At 70.7% G+C, this 16,498-nt stretch carries 15 protein-coding genes; 5 read left to right on the forward strand and 10 right to left on the reverse strand.

Annotation, left to right across the window (positions count from 1 at the left end; all coding sequences use genetic code 11):
- Nucleotides 1–34 precede the first annotated feature (34 nt).
- Nucleotides 35–1,057 (reverse strand): glycosyltransferase family 2 protein, encoded by a 1,023-nt coding sequence (locus ACLLJJ_RS13660; protein WP_434590470.1) that lies wholly within the window; start codon nt 1,055–1,057, stop codon nt 35–37.
- Between the two features lie 200 nt (nt 1,058–1,257).
- Here ACLLJJ_RS13660 and ACLLJJ_RS13665 point away from each other — a divergent pair, with 200 nt between their 5' ends.
- Nucleotides 1,258–2,634 carry an LCP family protein gene (locus ACLLJJ_RS13665; RefSeq protein WP_434590472.1) on the forward strand — a complete coding sequence of 459 codons (1,377 nt, stop codon included), beginning with the start codon at nt 1,258–1,260 and terminating at the stop codon, nt 2,632–2,634.
- Between the two features lie 83 nt (nt 2,635–2,717).
- On the opposite strand, the gene ACLLJJ_RS13670 is transcribed toward ACLLJJ_RS13665, so the two are convergent.
- Nucleotides 2,718–3,266: an acyl-CoA thioesterase gene (locus ACLLJJ_RS13670; protein ID WP_434590473.1), complete on the reverse strand. Its 549-nt coding sequence runs from the start codon at nt 3,264–3,266 to the stop codon at nt 2,718–2,720.
- Between the two features lie 108 nt (nt 3,267–3,374).
- Between ACLLJJ_RS13670 and ACLLJJ_RS13675 the strand changes: the two genes are divergently transcribed.
- Nucleotides 3,375–4,646: an LCP family protein gene (locus ACLLJJ_RS13675; RefSeq protein ID WP_434590476.1), complete on the forward strand. Its 1,272-nt coding sequence runs from the start codon at nt 3,375–3,377 to the stop codon at nt 4,644–4,646.
- Nucleotides 4,647–4,736: 90 nt separating this feature from the next.
- Here the strand turns inward: ACLLJJ_RS13675 and ACLLJJ_RS13680 are convergent, their stop codons facing one another.
- Nucleotides 4,737–6,293, reverse strand: a complete 1,557-nt coding sequence (locus ACLLJJ_RS13680; RefSeq protein ID WP_434590479.1) for an MFS transporter — start codon at nt 6,291–6,293, stop codon at nt 4,737–4,739.
- A gap of 176 nt (nt 6,294–6,469) precedes the next feature.
- On the reverse strand, nt 6,470–7,642 hold the full coding sequence (locus ACLLJJ_RS13685; protein WP_434590482.1) for an acyl-CoA dehydrogenase: 1,173 nt from the start codon (nt 7,640–7,642) through the stop codon (nt 6,470–6,472).
- Nucleotides 7,643–7,832: 190 nt separating this feature from the next.
- Here ACLLJJ_RS13685 and ACLLJJ_RS13690 point away from each other — a divergent pair, with 190 nt between their 5' ends.
- Nucleotides 7,833–9,176: a UDP-glucose dehydrogenase family protein gene (locus ACLLJJ_RS13690; RefSeq protein ID WP_434590484.1), complete on the forward strand. Its 1,344-nt coding sequence runs from the start codon at nt 7,833–7,835 to the stop codon at nt 9,174–9,176.
- A 52-nt stretch (nt 9,177–9,228) separates the two neighbouring features.
- Here ACLLJJ_RS13690 and ACLLJJ_RS13695 read toward each other — a convergent pair whose 3' ends face one another.
- Nucleotides 9,229–9,735: a CGNR zinc finger domain-containing protein gene (locus ACLLJJ_RS13695; RefSeq protein WP_434590486.1), complete on the reverse strand. Its 507-nt coding sequence runs from the start codon at nt 9,733–9,735 to the stop codon at nt 9,229–9,231.
- An 85-nt stretch (nt 9,736–9,820) separates the two neighbouring features.
- Between ACLLJJ_RS13695 and ACLLJJ_RS13700 the strand changes: the two genes are divergently transcribed.
- The gene (locus tag ACLLJJ_RS13700) at nt 9,821–10,180 is read left to right on the forward strand and encodes a VOC family protein (RefSeq protein ID WP_434590488.1); all 360 of its coding nucleotides are present in this window, start codon (nt 9,821–9,823) and stop codon (nt 10,178–10,180) included.
- Nucleotides 10,181–10,222: 42 nt separating this feature from the next.
- Here the strand turns inward: ACLLJJ_RS13700 and ACLLJJ_RS13705 are convergent, their stop codons facing one another.
- The 4 genes from ACLLJJ_RS13705 to ACLLJJ_RS13720 all read right to left on the reverse strand — a co-directional run bounded on the left by ACLLJJ_RS13705 (nt 10,223) and on the right by ACLLJJ_RS13720 (nt 14,479).
- Entirely contained in the window at nt 10,223–11,467 is a 1,245-nt protein-coding gene (locus ACLLJJ_RS13705) for a dipeptidase (protein ID WP_434590491.1), read from the reverse strand.
- A gap of 161 nt (nt 11,468–11,628) precedes the next feature.
- Entirely contained in the window at nt 11,629–12,846 is a 1,218-nt protein-coding gene (locus ACLLJJ_RS13710) for a dipeptidase (RefSeq protein WP_434590494.1), read from the reverse strand.
- Nucleotides 12,843–13,364: a 5-(carboxyamino)imidazole ribonucleotide mutase gene (purE, locus tag ACLLJJ_RS13715; protein ID WP_434590497.1), complete on the reverse strand. Its 522-nt coding sequence runs from the start codon at nt 13,362–13,364 to the stop codon at nt 12,843–12,845. The genes ACLLJJ_RS13710 and purE overlap by 4 nt, the downstream gene beginning before the upstream one ends.
- The gene (locus ACLLJJ_RS13720) at nt 13,361–14,479 is read right to left on the reverse strand and encodes a 5-(carboxyamino)imidazole ribonucleotide synthase (protein ID WP_434600405.1); all 1,119 of its coding nucleotides are present in this window, start codon (nt 14,477–14,479) and stop codon (nt 13,361–13,363) included. Before ACLLJJ_RS13720 ends, purE begins: the two co-directional genes overlap by 4 nt.
- Before the next feature lie 217 nt (nt 14,480–14,696).
- Between ACLLJJ_RS13720 and ACLLJJ_RS13725 the strand changes: the two genes are divergently transcribed.
- Complete coding sequence (locus ACLLJJ_RS13725) at nt 14,697–15,206, forward strand: GtrA family protein (RefSeq protein ID WP_434590500.1); 510 nt, start codon at nt 14,697–14,699, stop codon at nt 15,204–15,206.
- Here the strand turns inward: ACLLJJ_RS13725 and ACLLJJ_RS13730 are convergent.
- Nucleotides 15,199–16,488: an ATP-binding protein gene (locus tag ACLLJJ_RS13730; protein ID WP_434590502.1), complete on the reverse strand. Its 1,290-nt coding sequence runs from the start codon at nt 16,486–16,488 to the stop codon at nt 15,199–15,201. The genes ACLLJJ_RS13725 and ACLLJJ_RS13730 overlap by 8 nt on opposite strands.
- Nucleotides 16,489–16,498 lie beyond the last annotated feature (10 nt).

Raw genomic sequence — 16,498 nt, forward strand, 5'->3', positions numbered from 1 at the left:
CCCTTCTCGTACGTATCGCTTCGTACGTACCGGGCTACGGCTGGGGCTCTGCCTCGCGCACCGCCGGGCGGCGGCTCGCGATGACCTTCTTCGCCAGCGCGCGCGGGCTGGTCAGGAAGCCGTACCCCCACGACATGTGCATGGTCGCCAGGGCGACGGGGATCAGCGCCCGTGCCTTCGGCGACAGGCCCTGGCCCGCCGGGAGCGAGCCGCCCACGATCGCGGCCAGGTAGCCGGCCGGGACGACGAAGCCCCACGGGGTGAGGGCGACGCCCACCACGATGCCCGCGGCGATCGCGCAGACGGCGGTCGGCGGGGCGAGGTAGCGCAGGTTGATCGAGCCCGAGTGGAAACGGGCGACGACGTGCCGCCAGCGGCCGTAGTCCTTGTACTGCTTGGCGAGGGCCTTCACCGAGGGCCGCGGCCGGTACTGGACCTTCAGCTCGGGCGAGAACCAGATCAGCCCGCCGGCCTCGCGGATCCGGAAGTTCAGCTCCCAGTCCTGGGCGCGGACGAACTCCACGTTGTAGCCGCCCTGCTGTTCGAGGGCCTCGCGCCGGAAGACACCCAGATAGACGGTCTCGGCCGGGGCGGCCTCGCCGCCGGTGTGGAAGGCCGCGTTGCCGACGCCGATCCTGGAGGTCATGGCCGCGGCGACGGCTTCCTCCCAGGCGTTCTCACCCTCGGCGTGCATGATGCCGCCGACGTTCTGCGCGCCCGTCTCCTCCAGGAGGCGAACGGCCGTCGCGATGTAGTTCGGCGAGAGCATGCCGTGGCCGTCGACCCGCACCACGATGGGGTGCCGGGAGGCCTCGATGGCGGCGTTCAGCGCGGCGGGCGTGCGGCCCGTCGGGTTCGGGACGGTGTGCACGCGAGGGTCCTCGCGCACCAACTCGGCGGCGATCTCGTCGGTGCGGTCCGAGGACGGGCCGATCGCGATCACCACCTCCATCTCGCCGTCGTAATCCTGTTCCAGGATGTGACGGACCGAGTTGCGCAGATGCCGCTCCTCATTGAGGACCGGCATGATCACGGAGACTGCGGGGGTGGCGTTCATCGGGGGTCACGTTACCGCGAATGGGGGACACGGACGCGCCGTGGCCGGGTCGCTGCGCCAGGTCGCGGATCGTATGGGCTTACGGTGCTCAAGATCCCCCCCTTGCCTTCGCGGAGGTGTCTCAGTTGCCCACGTCGCCCCGCCCTCAGCAGAGCCGCAGAAGCCGCAGCAGAAGGCAGGACGAACGCCCACGGTGGGCCATGCGCATGGCCACGACTCTCTCGGTCGTGGTGCTCGGCGCGGGTGGCATCGGTCACGCGGTGCTGACCGGCGTGGAGAGCGGCATCGAACGGGTCGACCCGTTCCGGGACATGAAGAACCGTCCCGAGGGCAGTCACGGCACGAACATCCTGCTCGTCGGCACCGACGGCCGCGACAGGATCACGAAGGCCGAGAAGAAAAAGTACCGGCTGGGCGGCGCCCCCTGCCACTGCACCGACACGATCATGATCGTGCACCTTTCCGAGGACAACGGGCGCGCGAGCATCGTGAGCCTGCCGCGGGACAGCTACGCGGAGGCGCCCGAGCACAAGGACGAGTCCAGTGGTGAGCACCACAGGATGCACCCGGTGAAGATCAACGCGGCATACGCGGAGGGTGGCCCCCAGCTCACCGTGCGGACCGTGGAGCACATGACCAAGGTGAAGATCGACCACTATCTGGAGGTCGACTTCACCACGTTCATGAAGACCGTGGACGTGGTCGGCGGGGTGGAGATCTGCACGGTCCGCCCGCTGAAGGACTCGTACACCGGCCTCGATCTGCCCATCGGCACCCACCGGCTGAACGGCGGCGCGGCCCTGCAGTACGTACGCTCCCGGCACATCGACGGGGCCGCCGACCTGGGCCGCATGCAGCGCCAGCAGCGTTTCCTCGCCGCCTTCATCGCCAAGGCGAGCAGCAGCGGCATCCTGCTGAACCCGGTGAAGTTCCAGCAGGTCACCGGCACACTGCTCGGCTCCGTGCGCGCGGACAAGGGTTTCGGGAGCCAGGAGATGCTCGCTCTGGGCCGGGCGATGAAGGGCTTCTCGCCGGCGTCCTCGGAGTTCACGTCCGTACCGATCGGGAAGATGGGCTACTCGGTCGAGGGCATCGGGTCGACCATCAAGTGGGACCCGGTGAAGTCCGAGAAGCTCTTCAGGGCGCTGCGGGAGGACAAGCCGCTCGCCCCGCGCCGGGCGAAGAAGCCGAAGGCGACGATCGTCGATGTGGCGCCTCAGCAGATCCGTGTCCAGGTCTACAACGGGACGCCGACCGTGGGGGTCGGCAAGAGCCTCGACAAGGCGCTGCGGGGCACCGGTTTCCGGACCACCGGCATGCCGGCCGTCGCACCCCGGCGGAACCTGGCGCGCACCCTCGTCACGTACGACCCGCGCTGGGACCGCTCGGCGAAGTCGTTGCGGACCGCGCTGCCCGGGTGCGAGATGCGCGCCGTGCGGGGGCAGGGCGGGCTGCTGAAGGTGTCCGCGGGCGCCGACTTCAAGGCCAATCCCCAGCTGGTCAAAAAGGTGATGGCCGAGGATCCGTATCAGGGCGGGTTCGGGGCGGTCACCGGCGACCAGGTGGTGTGCCCGTGAGGGTGCCTCTCGGGGCGCCCTGCCACGAGCCGGCGGGGGTTCCCTCCGGGGCGCCCGCGACGGCGTAGGGGTGCGCTCGGCGGTCAGTCGTCGATGCCGTCGGCGATGCGCTTCTCCCGCAGCTCTTTGATCGCGCGGCGCCGGGCGAGCCGGTGCGTGCGACGGATCTGGGCCTCCTGGTAGCGCCGCTTGTCGCGCTCGGACTCGGGCTGTACGGGCGGTACGGTGCGGGGCTTGCCGTCGGCGTCGACGGCCGCGAAGACCAGGTAGGCGCTGCCGACCTGCTGCGCCGGGGTCGACTCGTTCCACCGCTCGGCCAGGACCCGTACGCCGACCTCCATCGAGGACCGGCCGGTCCAGTTGACCTGTGCCTTCACATGGACGAGGTCCCCCACCCTGACCGGCTCCAGGAAGACCATCTCGTCCATCGAGGCGGTGACGGCGGGTCCGCCCGAGTGCCTTCCGGCGACGGCTCCGGCCGCGTCGTCCACCAGCTTCATGATCACGCCGCCGTGCACGGTGCCGAGCAGATTGGTGTCGCTGCCGGTCATGATGTGGCTGAGCGTGGTGCGGGACGCCGAGGTGGGCTTGCCCGGAATGTCGGCTTCCGGGCGCGGGGCCTGATCTGTCATGCCCTCCACCTTATGCGGGGTCACCATTGCATCAGCTCTGCAACAGCACTGCTCCGATTTCCCCCCTGCTCTGTGAGTCACCCGTATCTTGCCTGCACACTGGTCGGTATGAACGACTGGCCCAACGGGTGGACCAACGACCGCGGCGACCGTAACGGACGCGGCGGCGGCGACGCGCGGCCTGAGGGCGCGCAAGTGATGCGGCATGTGCAGCGCGGGCAGATCCCGCAGCCGGCCGCCCCGCCACGCGGTCCTGTCCCGCAGCAGCAGTCGCAGGGCTACGACGACGAATACGGCCGCGGCGGCGGCGACGGCTACAACACGGGCCAGGTCTACGGCGACGGCAACGGCAGCGGCGGCTCCCCGCCCCGCGGCGGGCGCGCGCCTCGCAGCGGACCGGCGCCGGACTGGAGGCGCCGTATCAAGCTCGGATCAGTGACCTTGATCGTCGTGCTGCTCGCCGTCTCCATCGGCACGTACTTCTGGGCGGACGGCAAGCTCAAGCGTGAGGTCGACCTCTCGAAGGTCATCGAGCGCCCGGGGGCCGGCGACGGCACCAATTACCTGATCGTGGGCTCCGACAGCCGCGAGGGCATGACCGCGGACGACAAGAAGAAGCTGCACACCGGCTCCGCTGAGGGCAAGCGGACCGACTCGATGATGATCCTGCACGACGGTTCCAACGGGCCGACGCTGATCTCCCTGCCCCGCGACTCCGACGTGGAGATCCCGTCCTTCGTCGGCTCGCAGTCCGGCAAGACGTTCCCGGCCCAGGGCCGGCGGGTGAAGCTGAACGCCGCGTACGCCGAGGACGGCCCCGAGCTGCTGGTGCGGACCGTCGAGCACAACACCCACCTGCGCATCGACCACTACGTGGAGATCGGCTTCGCGGGCTTCGCCGGCATCGTGGACGCGATCGGCGGCGTGGAGATCGACATCCCGAAGGCGTTCAAGGACAAGAAGTCGGGCGCCGACTTCCAGGCGGGGAAGCAGACACTGAACGGCGAGGAGTCCCTGGCGTTCGTACGGACGCGGTACGCCTTCGCGGGCAGTGACCTGGACCGTACGAAGAACCAGCAGAAGTTCCTGGCGGCGCTGGCGAGCCAGACGGCGACGCCGAGCACGATCCTCAACCCGTTCAAGCTGTATCCGACCATGGGCGCGGGCCTGGACACCCTCATCGTCGACAAGGACATGTCCCTGTGGGACCTGGGCCAGATGTTCTTCGCGATGAAGGGGGTCACCGGCGGCGAGGGCAAGTCGATGAACATCCCGATCTCGGGCAGCAACGGCGGCAACCTGGTCTGGGACAAGGCGAAGGTCGCGCAGCTCGTGGACCAGCTGAAGAAGGACGAGAAGGTCACGGTCACCGGTAACTAGCCGGGAGTGCTGTGCGCGGGGGCCCGGACGGTCTGCCGTCCGGGCCCCCGCTGTTCGTGGATACGGCTCGGGGTGGCCGCCGCGGGTGGCTCAGTGCGCGTTCTCCGTGGGACGCAGGTCCTTCGGAATCCACGCCCAGGTCATCGCCGCCGCGCCCAGCGCCAGCACCGCGCCGACCAGGAAGGCCGGTGTGATGGCCGTGGTGTACGCCGCCGAGACCGCGTCCAGCAGGGTCCGGCCCGCGTCGCCGCCGATGCCCTGGGCCACGTGCGCGGCCTCGCCCACCGAGTCGCGCACCGCGCCGAGCGCCGGCCCGTCCACGCTCAGCGCGGGCAGGTTCGCCCGGTACAGGGCGGTCGCCAGGCTGCCCAGGATGGCGACGCCCAGGGCGGCTCCCAGCTCGTAGCAGGTCTCCTCGATCGCCGCGGCGCCGCCGACGTCATGGGCCGGGGTCGCGGCCATCAGCGTCACGGATGCCACCGTGGTGGCCAGGCCGACGCCGAGCCCGAGAACCGCCAGCGCGGCGGCGATCGCCGGGTATCCGATCTCCGCGGACCGCTGGACCACCCACGGCAGGGCGAGCCCGGCGGCCATCACGACCAGGCCGGTGCCGAGGATGTGCCGGATGGGGAAGCGTTGCATCAGGGACGGGGTGACCATCGAGGTGACGATCAGTCCGAGCGGCGCCGGCAGCAGCCGGACGCCCGCTTCGAACGGGGTGTAGCCCTGCCCGTACTGGAACCACTGCGTGACCAGGAACAGCACCGCGCCCATGCCGACCATGCCGAGGAAGATGGCGGCGGCGGCGATGGTGAAGGAGCGGTTCGCGAAGAGCCGGACCTGGAGCAGCGGGTTGTCCAGCCGGAGCTGGCGGCGTACGAACACCGTCAGCGAGACGGCGGCCAGGGCCAGCAGGAGCCACGGCAGCGGCGCGGAGAAGCCGCTCTTGCCGAGCTGCTTGATACCGCCCGCGAGGGCGAGCATGCCGACGATCGACTGCCCGACGCCCCACCAGTCCCACCGGCCTGCGCGCGGCGAGCGGGACTCCGGCAGGAACTGGGCGCCCAGTGCGATCGCGAGGGCGGCGACGGGCAGGTTCAGCAGGAACGCGGAGTGCCAGCCGAAGTCCTGCACGAGCAGCCCGCCGACGACCGGCCCGAGCGCCATGCCGCCACCGAGGACGGCCGCCCACACGGCGTACGCGAAGGCCCGCTCGCGGGCGTCGGTGAAGACGTCGCGCAGGATCGAGAGGGTCGACGGCATGATCGCCGCGCCCCCGACGCCGAGCAGTGCGCGGGCCACGATGACGTGCCAGGCCTCGGTGGAGAACACCGCGAGGAGCGAGGCGAGCGCGAAGATCCCGAAGCCGAGCAGCAGCATCCGCTTGCGGCCGGTCCGGTCGCCCAGCGCACCGGCCGTGACCAGCAGGCCGGACAGGACCAGGGCGTAGACGTCGATGATCCACAGCTGCTCGACCGAGCCGGGTCCCAGGTCGGAGACCAGCGAGGGGAACGCGACGTTGAGGATCGTGGTGTCCATCGCGATCAGCAGGAGGCTGCCCGACAGGATCGCGAGGACGATCCAGCGCCGGGGGTCCAGGCGCTGGGCCTGCCCGGAGCCGTGTCGGGTGGCGGCGAGGGGGGACATGGGACTTCCGTTCCGAGACTGGCAGGATCCGAGACTGGCAGGACCCATCTGAGACACCAGTGTCTCATCGAACTGAAGAATGTCCCACTTCTTTTCCGTCCGGCCCATGCGAACGGCCCCCGGCGCGATGCCGGGGGCCGTTCCAGACGCTCGGCCCGGAGGCCGCGCGCGGCGCGCTACGGCAAATTCCTCGCCATGACGATCCGCTGAACCTGATTCGTACCCTCATAAATCTGGGTGATCTTCGCGTCGCGCATCATGCGCTCCACCGGATAGTCACGCGTGTAGCCGTAGCCGCCCAGCAGCTGGATCGCGTCGATCGTGATCTCCATCGCCGCGTCGGACGCGAAGCACTTCGCCGCCGCGCCGAAGAACGTCAGGTCCTCCTTGGCGCCGCCGGCCGAGACGCGCTCGGACTTGGCGGCCGCCGCGTAGGTGAGCTGGCGGGCCGCCTCCAGCTTCATGGCCATGTCCGCGAGCATGAACTGCACGCCCTGGAAGTCGCCGATCGGCTTTCCGAACTGCTTGCGCTCCTGGACGTAGCCCTTGGCGTAGTCCAGCGCGCCCTGCGCGATGCCGAGCGCCTGGGCGGCGATCGTGATGCGGGTGTGGTCCAGGGTCTTCATCGCGGTGGCGAAGCCGGTGCCCTCGTCGCCGATCATGCGGTCCGCGGGGATCCGGACGTTGTCGAGGTAGACCTCGCAGGTCGGGGAGCCCTTGATGCCGAGCTTCTTCTCCGGGGCGCCGAAGGTGACGCCCTCGTCGGACTTCTCCACGACGAAGGCGCTGATGCCCTTGGAGCGCTTCTCCGGGTCGGTGACGGCCATCACCGTGTAATAGTCGCTGACGCCCGCGTTGGTGATCCAGCGCTTCACACCGTTGAGGACCCAGAAGTCGCCGTCGCGCACGGCCCTGGTCTTCATGCCGGCCGCGTCCGAGCCGGCGTCCGGCTCGGAGAGGGCGTACGAGAACATCGCGTCGCCCGTGGCGAGCGGGCCCAGGTACTTCTTCTTGAGGTCCTCGGAGCCGGAGAGGATGACCGGGAGCGAGCCCAGCTTGTTCACGGCGGGGATCAGGGAGGACGAGGCACAGACGCGCGCCACCTCTTCGATGACGATGACCGTCGCGAGGGCGTCCGCGCCCGCGCCGCCGTACGCCTCGGGCACGTGCACCGCGTGCAGGTCGGACGTGACCAAGGCGTCCAGCGCCTCCTGCGGGAAGCGGGCCTCCTCGTCCACCGCCGCGGCGAACGGGGCGATCTTCGCCTCGGCGAGGGAGCGCACGGAGTCGCGGAGCATGTCGTGCTCTTCGGACACGCGGTACAGGTCGAAATCAGGCGTACCTGCCAAGGTCTCTTCACTCCCCAAAGATGCTAACTACCGTTAAGTAACCATGATTTTAGTGGTCCCGGCCGTCCCAGGCATACGTGAGCTTGCCGACAGCGGGGAGCCGGCGGGCATCGAGGCGGAAACGGCCGACCGTGCGAGCCCGACTATGCTCGGGCAGCGCCCGCCAACCCGCACCTCCCTGGAGCACCACATGGCCCTCAAAATCACCGTGATCGGCACCGGATATCTCGGCGCCACGCACGCCGCGGCCATGGCTGAGCTGGGATTCGAGGTGCTCGGCCTCGATGTGGTACCCGAGAAGATCGAGATGCTCTCGGCCGGCAGGGTCCCCATGTACGAGCCGGGGCTCGAAGACCTGCTGCGCAAGCACGTCGCCGGCATCGAGGGCTCCAGCGGGCGGCTGCGCTTCACCACGTCCTGGGAAGAGGTCGGCGCGTTCGGCGACATCCACTTCGTCTGCGTGAACACCCCGCAGAAGCACGGCGAGTACGCCTGCGACATGAGTTACGTCGACTCCGCCTTCGCCTCGCTCGCGCCGCAGCTGACCCGGCCCGCCCTGGTCGTCGGCAAGTCGACCGTCCCGGTCGGCAGCGCCGCCCGGCTGGCGGCGCTGCTCGCGGAGCTGGCGCCGGTGGGCGCCGACGCGGAGCTCGCCTGGAACCCGGAGTTCCTGCGGGAGGGCTTCGCCGTGCAGGACACGCTGCATCCGGACCGGATCGTGGTGGGCGTGGAGAGCGAGCGCGCCGAGAAGACGCTGCGCGACGTCTACGCGACGCCGGTCGGGGAAGGCTCGCCGTTCGTGGTGACGGACTTCCCGACCGCCGAGCTGGTGAAGACCTCCGCGAACTCCTTCCTGGCGACCAAGATCTCGTTCATCAACGCCATGGCCGAGGTGTGCGAGGCGGCCGACGGCGACGTGGTGAAGTTGGCCGAGGCGATCGGGTACGACGAGCGGATCGGCAAGAAGTTCCTGCGGGCGGGCATCGGCTTCGGCGGCGGCTGCCTGCCCAAGGACATCAGGGCCTTCATGGCGCGCGCCGGTGAGCTGGGCGCGGACCAGGCGCTGACGTTCCTGCGCGAGGTCGACTCGATCAACATGCGGCGCCGCGGCCACATGGTCGAGCTGGCCCGCGAGGCGCTGGGCGGCGGCGGCTTCCTGGGCAAGCGGGTGGCGGTGCTCGGGGCGACGTTCAAGCCCGACTCGGACGACGTACGCGACTCACCGGCGCTCAATGTCGCCGGGCAGATCCACCTCCAGGGCGGCCAGGTCACGGTCTACGACCCCAAGGGCATGGAGAACGCCCGGCGCATCTTCCCGACCCTGGCCTACGCCCCGACCGCGATCGACGCGGTGCGCGGCGCGGATGTGGTGCTGCACCTGACGGAGTGGCGCGAGTTCCGTGAACTGGACCCGGCGGAGCTGGGCGAGGCCGCTTCGGTGCGGCTGATCCTGGACGGGCGCAACGCGCTCGACCCCGCGGTGTGGCGCGAGGCCGGCTGGACGTACCGCGCGATGGGCCGCCCGCGCGCGTAGACGCGGGCGCCCGACGGGAGGCGCTCAACGGCGGCAGCGGGTCCCGCCCGGGTCAGGCCTGGCCCGTGCGGCGCGCCCGGTACTTGCGCATCTTCGCCCGGCTGCCGCAGACCGCCATCGTGCACCAGCGGCTGCGGCCGGCCGGGCTCCGGTCGTAGTAGGCCCATTGGCAGTCCGCCGCCTCGCACGCCTTCAGGCGCAGCCAGCTGCCGTCCGCGCTCGCCGTCGCGACGGCCGCCGCGACGCGGGAGGCCAGGTCGGCGGGGTCCGCCGGGCGCAGCTCGGCCGCGCCCGCCGGGTCGATCGTGACCAGGAGGGGGGCGGCGGCCAGCAGTCGGCCGAGCTCCGATGCGGGTACGCCGTGGCCCGCGTGGGCCTTGAGCGCCGCGCGCAGCGCCTCCCGCAGGGCGCGCGCCGCGGGCACCTCGGGTTCGGCGAGGCCGAAGGCGGCGCGGCCGTCCGCCGTGTCGAGGGAGTCGGACCCCGTCTCGACGTCGAGGGTGTTCACCAGGGCTTCGAGCAGCGCGAGTCCGCCGGGCGCGGGCGGTCTGTCACTCATATTCGCGAGGTTACCTCCATTGCGGTCCCATGGAGTAACGGTTACCGTCAAAGGCGAGTAACCGGTAACCACCTGAGGAGGAACCATGCCCGTGGCCAAGCTGGGGACCGTCGTCCTGGACTGTCCGGACCCGGAGGCGCTCGCGCGTTTCTACGCGGAGCTGCTGGGCGGGGAGCCCAAGACCGAGGACGGGTGGGTGGACCTCGCCGGACCGGAGGGGACGCCACTGGCGTTCCAGGCGGCGCCCGAGTTCGTACCGCCGAAGTGGCCGTCGCCCGACGGCTCGCAGCAGTTCCACCTGGACCTGACGGTGGAGGATCTGGACGCGGCGGAGGAGCGGGTCATCGCGCTCGGCGCGAAGCCGCTGGACGCCACGGACCGGGAGCGGTCCTTCCGCGTGTACGCCGACCCGGCCGGGCACCCGTTCTGCCTCTGCGCCGGCTGACCGGCGCTTCCTGAGGCGGACCGGGGGCCCGGAGCCCGGCGGCTACAGGCCGTCGAGCTCCTGCGCCGTGGCCGTCGACGGCCCGCGGCGCCGACGGGCGGCGCGGGCCGAGAATTCCGCGTCCTGCACGGTGCGCGCCACATTGCCCCACGTCAGCAGGGCGATGTCGGCGTCGTCCCAGCCCCGGTCCAGCAGCTCGGCCACGACCTTCGGGTAGCAGGACGCGTCCGGCAGCCCCTCGATGTGCGGCGCCTCGGTCCCGTACATGGCACCGAGACCCACGCACTCGCGGCCCGCCACCTCGCGTACGTGATCGAGGTGGTCGGCCAGCTCACCCACGGTCGAGCCGACCTGCTCCGGGGCGAAGCTGACCATGCAGACGCCCTTGTCGGGCCCGAGCAGGCGCAGTACGTCGTCGGGCACGTTCGCCGGGTGGTCGACGAGCGCGCGGGCGCCGGACCGGGAGAAGAGCACCGGCGCCTTCGCGACGGTGAGGACCCGGTGGGTCGTCAGGTCGGACGCGCCCACCAGGTCGATGAGCATGCCGAGGCGGTTCATCTCCCGTACGACCTCCTGGCCGAAGCGGGTCAGTCCCTCCCCCTCCCGCGTCCAGCGCGTGCCAGCGAACGCCAGGCTGCGCACGCCCAGCGTGTGGTACGCCCGGAGCGTGCCCAGCGATTCGCCGAGCGCGTGGCCCGAGACGGGGCCGAGCAGCGAGGCGATGCGTCCGCAGTTGCGGGCGTCGGCCATGCTGCCCGCGTCCTGCGCGAGCCGCAAGCTTTCGGGGTACGCGGCCACCAGCGACCTGACCAGGTCTATCTGTTCGAGGGTGACGCTGACGGCCTGGTCGCCCGTGTAGTCCGCCGGCACCTGCAAGGACCAGAACTGCGCGCCGACACCACCCGCCCGCAGCCGGGGAATGTCCGTGTCCAGGGTGCTCTCGCCCAGTTCGAGGTCGTGCCAGGTCAGGGCCCTGAGCTTCCAGGCCAGGCCGTTGCACCCGTCGGCGACGGGGTGCTCGGCGAGCAGCGCGCGGGCATGCTGCTCGACGGGCCGGACCTCGGGCCCGGGGTCGGCGGCGGGCTCGGTGTACACGGGCGCGCTCTCGGCCAGGGGCTCCGCGTACGCGGCTGTGCACTCGTCCGATGGTTCCGCGTACACGGGTGTGCACTCGGCCGAGGCCTCGGCGTGCGCGGGTGCGCCGCTCCTGTCCTCCGGGTCGAGCTGTCCGACCGAGGAGGAGGAAGTGGCTGAGTCGGTGTGCGGATCGTCCTGTAGATCTGCCATGACTGGGCTCCGGATTCGGCGACGGCAGTTCGGCAACCGTGACACGGGAGCGGCAGGGGTTCGCGGCGGACGGAGCGTTCGGGGGTACGGGGCGGGATCCGGCGCACCCGCACCCCGGGTGTCCACCCCGTACGCCTCCCACGGCGTCTCACCCGTTCGTGTCAGCCGTCGAGCTGCCCGATCGTGGCGTTCGACGGGGCGACGCGGGTCCGGAGGTCGCGGGCCACGTCCTCCGCGTCCCGCAGCGTGCGGACCGCGTTCTGCCAGGTCAGCTTGGCCAGGTCGGCCGACGACCAGGAGCGCCGCAGCAGCTCGGCGATCAGGTTCGGATAGCCGGACACGTCTTCGAGGCCGGCCGGAGTGAAGGCCGTGCCGTCGTAGTCGCCGCCGATGCCGATGTGATCGACCCCGGCGACCTCGCGCATCCGGTCGAGGTGGTCCGCGATCGTGGCGGGCGTCGCCATCGGACGCGGATGGGTGTCCTCGAAGGCGCGGTGGATCTTCATGGCCTCCGGTGTCGTCTCCAGGTGGTGGAGGCCGTGGGCGCGCATGTTCTCGTCGGCGCGCCGGGTCCACTCCCCCGCCGCGGGCAGCACGAACTTCGGCACGAAGGTCGCCATCGCGATGCCGCCGTTCGCCGGCAGCAGCGCGAGTACGTCGTCGGGGATGTTGCGCGGGTGGTCGCAGACCGCGCGCGACGAGGAGTGCGAGAAGATCACCGGCGCGACCGAGGTGGCCAGCGCGTCGCGCATCGTCGTGGCGGCCACGTGGGACAGGTCCACCAGCATGCCGGTGCGGTTCATCTCCCGTACGACCTCACGGCCGAACGCCGACAGGCCGCCGACCCCCGGCTCGTCCGTCGCCGAGTCCGCCCACGCGATGTTGTCGTTGTGGGTCAGCGTCATGTACCGCACACCCAGCGCGTACAGGGACCGCAGGGTGGCGAGGGAGTTGTTGATGGAGTGGCCGCCCTCGGCGCCCATCAGGGAGGCGATTTTACCCTCGGCGCGGGCCGCTTCCATGTCCTCGGCGGTGCGGGCGCGCGACAGGTCGTCCGGATAGCGGTCGAGGAGCTGCGTGACGACGTCGATCTGCTCCAGGGTCGCGCTGACGGCGTCGTCCCCGGCCAGGTCGGAACGTACGTACACGGACCAGAACTGCGCGCCGACGCCACCGGCGCGCAGCCGGGGGATGTCGGTGTGCAGGTGCGCCTGTTGGTCGGTGGCGATGTCGCGCCGGTCGAGGTCGTAGCGGACCTGCTCGCGCAGCGCCCACGGCAGGTCGTTGTGACCGTCGACGACGGGGTACGCGGCGAGCAGCTCGCGGGCCGCGGCGAGGTGCTCGGACCCGGCCGTCGGACCCCTGTCCGGGGCGGTCACTTGCCGAAGCCGAACTTGTCCCCGGCCATGGCCTTGGCGCGCAGCCGCTTGCCCTTCTCCGTCGCCTGGTCGTTCAGCTCCTGCTGGAACTCCCGCATGCGGACGAGCAGTTCGCTGTCGTGGGTGGCGAGGATACGGGCGGCCAGCAGCCCGGCGTTGCGCGCACCGCCCACCGACACGGTGGCGACGGGCACCCCCGCGGGCATCTGCACGATGGACAGCAGCGAGTCCATGCCGTCGAGGTACTTCAGCGGCACCGGTACGCCGATGACCGGCAGCGGGGTGACGGAGGCCAGCATGCCCGGCAGATGGGCTGCGCCGCCGGCGCCCGCGATGATCGCCTTCAGGCCGCGGCCGTCGGCCAGTTCGCCGTACGCGATCATCTCGCGCGGCATCCGGTGCGCCGACACGACGTCGACCTCGTAGGGGATCGAGAATTCGTCGAGCGCCTTGGCGGCCTCTTCCATGACGGGCCAGTCGGAGTCCGAGCCCATCACAATGCCCACTACAGGAGTCATTCGGTGATCGTTCCTCGCAGGTAGTCGGCGGCATGACGGGCGCGCTCCAGCGCGTCGTCGAGATCGTCGCCGTAGGTATTGACGTGCCCGACCTTGCGGCCCGGCTTCACGTCCTTGCCATACATGTGGATCTTGAGCTGCGGGTCCCTGGCCATGCAGTGCAGATACGCGGAGTACATGTCCGGGTAGTCGCCGCCCAGGACGTTACACATGACCGTCCAGGGCGCACGGGCCCTGGGGTCGCCGAGCGGCAGGTCCAGGACGGCCCGGACGTGGTTCGCGAACTGCGAGGTGATCGCACCGTCCTGGGTCCAGTGGCCGGAGTTGTGCGGGCGCATCGCGAGCTCGTTGACGAGGATGCGGCCATCGGTCGTCTCGAAGAGCTCGACCGCCAGATGACCGACGACGCCCAGCTCCTTGGCGATGCGCAGCGCCAGCTCCTGCGCCTGGCCGCCGAGGCCGTCCGGGAGGCCGGGCGCCGGGGCGATCACGGTGTCGCAGACCCCGTCGACCTGCCTGGACTCGACGACGGGGTAGGACACGGCCTGGCCGTGCGGGGAGCGCACGATGTTCGCCGCGAGCTCCCGTACGAAGTCGACCTTCTCCTCGGCGAGGACCGGGACGCCGGCCCGGAAGGGCTCCTCGGCGTCCTTCTCGCTGCGGACGAACCAGACGCCCTTGCCGTCGTAGCCGCCCCGCACGGTCTTGAGGATCACGGGGAAACCGTCGCCCTCCGCCGCGAAGGCCGCCGCGTCCGCCGGATCGCTCACGATCCGGTGCCGCGGGCAGGGCGCCCCGATCTCCATCAGCTTCTCGCGCATCACCCCCTTGTCCTGGGCGTGCGTCAGCGCGTCGGGACCGGGGCGGACGGGAACGCCGTCCGCCTCCAGGGCCCGCAGGTGCTCGATGGGGACATGCTCGTGATCGAAGGTGATCACGTCGCAGCCGCGCGCGAAGGCGCGCAGCGTGTCCAGATCGCGATGGTCGCCGATGACGACATCGCCGACGACCTGGGCCGCCGAGTCCTGGGGAGTGTCACTGAGGAGCTTGAATCTGATGCCGAGGGGGATGCCCGCCTCGTGGGTCATTCGGGCGAGCTGACCGCCACCGACCATGCCGACTACCGGGAACGTCACACCTCCAGGGTATCCGCAGGCTCACGGCCTCCCTCCCGGCTGCTCCGCGTCACGGCCCGGGTGCCCGCTGTGACACGTCGCGACCGGATCGATGGTGCGCGCAGGCATCGGCGGTGGGCGCTGGTTAGCATGGACAGACGGCCACGGACGGCCGGAGGACCGGGCGACACCGACCGAACAGGGATGGGCCATCACCATGAGCGAGCGAGGAGCACTGCGGACGCGACTCGACCGACTCGTCCGTGAGCTCGCCAAATTCGGTGCGGTCGGAGCCGTCGGCTTTGTGGTCAACGCGATCGTCTTCAACGTCTGCGTGCACTACTTCGACCTCGCGGTCGTACGCTCCGGGGTCATCGCCACCGCGGTCGCCATCGGCACGAACTACCTCGGCAACCGCTACTGGACGTACCGCAGCAGCGACAAGCGCGGGCGCAGCCGGGAGCTCACGCTCTTCCTTCTCTTCAGCGGCGTCGGCCTGGTCATCGAGAACGGCGTGCTGGCGCTGTCGCACTACGGCCTCGGCTTCACCTCGACGCTCGCCGACAACGTCGCGAAGAACGTGATCGGCCTCGGCATCGCGACGGTCTTCCGCTTCTGGTCCTACCGCACCTGGGTCTTCCGCGAGACACCCGAGCGGGACGCCGTCGAGACGGCCGAGTCGTTCCTGGGCGACCGTCGGACCGTCCAGGTGGACCGCGTCACCTGATCGTCGGCTCCGGCTCTTCCTCCTCGTCCGCCTTCTCGTCCTTGGTGGTGCGTGTCACCCGGCTGAGGAAGAGCGCGAACACCGGCGGCAGCTGCTGGAGCATCTCCAGGCGGCCCCCGTCCGCCTCCGCCAGATCGCGCGCGACGGCCAGGCCGATGCCGGTGGAGTTGCGGCCGCTGATGGACCGCTCGAAGATCCGCGCCCCGAGATCGGCGGGCACGCCGGGGCCCTCGTCCGTGACCTCGATGACCGACTGGTTGCCGGTGATGCGGGTGCGCAGGGCGACCGTACCGCCGCCGTGCATCAGGGAGTTCTCGATCAGCGCGGCCAGCACCTGGGCCACCGCGCCGGGCGTTCCGACGGCCCGCATGCCCGGCCGGCCCGAGTGCACGATGGCGCGGCCCTCGCCGCGGTAGGCCGGGCGCCACTCCTCGATCTGCTGCTTGATGACCTCGTCGAGGTCGAAGGCGACGGCGGAGCCCGTCCGCGGGTCGCGGGCGTTGGTGAGGAGCCGCTGCACGACGTCGGTGAGCCGCTCGACCTGTGTCAGGGCGATCGTCGCCTCCTCCTTCACCGTCTCCAGGTCGTCGGTGAGGGTGATCTCCTCAAGGCGCATGGACAGGGCGGTCAGTGGCGTACGGAGCTGGTGGGAGGCGTCGGCGGCGAGCCTGCGCTCGGCGGTGAGCATCCGCCCGATCCGCTCGGCGCTGGAGTCGAGCACATCGGCGACCCGGTCCAGCTCGGGCACGCCGTAGCGCTTGTGGCGGGGGCGCGGGTCGCCGGATCCGAGGCGTTCGGCGGTCTCGGCGAGGTCGGTGAGCGGGGAGGCCAGCCGGTTCGCCTGGCGTACGGCGAGGAGCACCGCGGCGACGACCGCGAGCAGCGCCACCGCGCCGATGATCAGCAGGGTGCGGCCGACCTCACGGCTGACGGTGGAGCGGGACTCCTGGACGGTGACGGTCTCACCGTGATCGCCCTTGGCCCTGCCCTGGATGACACCGCCGCCGGGGCGCTCGCCGATCTCGATGGAGTCGCGGCCCGGCAGGTCGATCCGGGCGTAACGATCGGCGTCGATCTGTTCGGCGAGCACCGCGGGATTGACCCGCTCCTCACCGAGGAGCTTGCTCTCGACGACGCTGATCAGCCGCAGCGCCTCCGAGTCGACGCTCTCCTGGGCGCTGTTGCTGATGGTGCGGGTCTCCACGATGACCAGGGAGACGCCGAAGACCGCGATGACGACGAGCACCACGGCGAGGGTGGAATTGATCAGGCGACGGCGCATGGCTGTGTGT

It is taken from the genome of Streptomyces sp. A5-4, from assembly GCF_051131715.1.
Lineage (GTDB): Bacteria > Actinomycetota > Actinomycetes > Streptomycetales > Streptomycetaceae > Streptomyces.

Excerpts from the sequence above, each read along its gene's own strand:
- ACLLJJ_RS13660 (WP_434590470.1), bottom strand. The coding sequence starts at position 1,057 with ATGAACGCCACCCCCGCAGTCTCCGTGATCATGCCGGTCCTCAATGAG.
- ACLLJJ_RS13680 (WP_434590479.1), bottom strand. The coding sequence starts at position 6,293 with ATGTCCCCCCTCGCCGCCACCCGACACGGCTCCGGGCAGGCCCAGCGC.
- ACLLJJ_RS13670 (WP_434590473.1), bottom strand. The coding sequence starts at position 3,266 with ATGACAGATCAGGCCCCGCGCCCGGAAGCCGACATTCCGGGCAAGCCC.
- ACLLJJ_RS13700 (WP_434590488.1), top strand. The coding sequence starts at position 9,821 with ATGCCCGTGGCCAAGCTGGGGACCGTCGTCCTGGACTGTCCGGACCCG.
- ACLLJJ_RS13695 (WP_434590486.1), bottom strand. The coding sequence starts at position 9,735 with ATGAGTGACAGACCGCCCGCGCCCGGCGGACTCGCGCTGCTCGAAGCC.
- ACLLJJ_RS13725 (WP_434590500.1), top strand. The coding sequence starts at position 14,697 with ATGAGCGAGCGAGGAGCACTGCGGACGCGACTCGACCGACTCGTCCGT.
- purE (WP_434590497.1), bottom strand. The coding sequence starts at position 13,364 with ATGACTCCTGTAGTGGGCATTGTGATGGGCTCGGACTCCGACTGGCCC.
- ACLLJJ_RS13690 (WP_434590484.1), top strand. The coding sequence starts at position 7,833 with ATGGCCCTCAAAATCACCGTGATCGGCACCGGATATCTCGGCGCCACG.
- ACLLJJ_RS13720 (WP_434600405.1), bottom strand. The coding sequence starts at position 14,479 with ATGGTCGGTGGCGGTCAGCTCGCCCGAATGACCCACGAGGCGGGCATC.
- ACLLJJ_RS13730 (WP_434590502.1), bottom strand. The coding sequence starts at position 16,488 with ATGCGCCGTCGCCTGATCAATTCCACCCTCGCCGTGGTGCTCGTCGTC.
- ACLLJJ_RS13665 (WP_434590472.1), top strand. The coding sequence starts at position 1,258 with ATGCGCATGGCCACGACTCTCTCGGTCGTGGTGCTCGGCGCGGGTGGC.
- ACLLJJ_RS13705 (WP_434590491.1), bottom strand. The coding sequence starts at position 11,467 with ATGGCAGATCTACAGGACGATCCGCACACCGACTCAGCCACTTCCTCC.
- ACLLJJ_RS13675 (WP_434590476.1), top strand. The coding sequence starts at position 3,375 with ATGAACGACTGGCCCAACGGGTGGACCAACGACCGCGGCGACCGTAAC.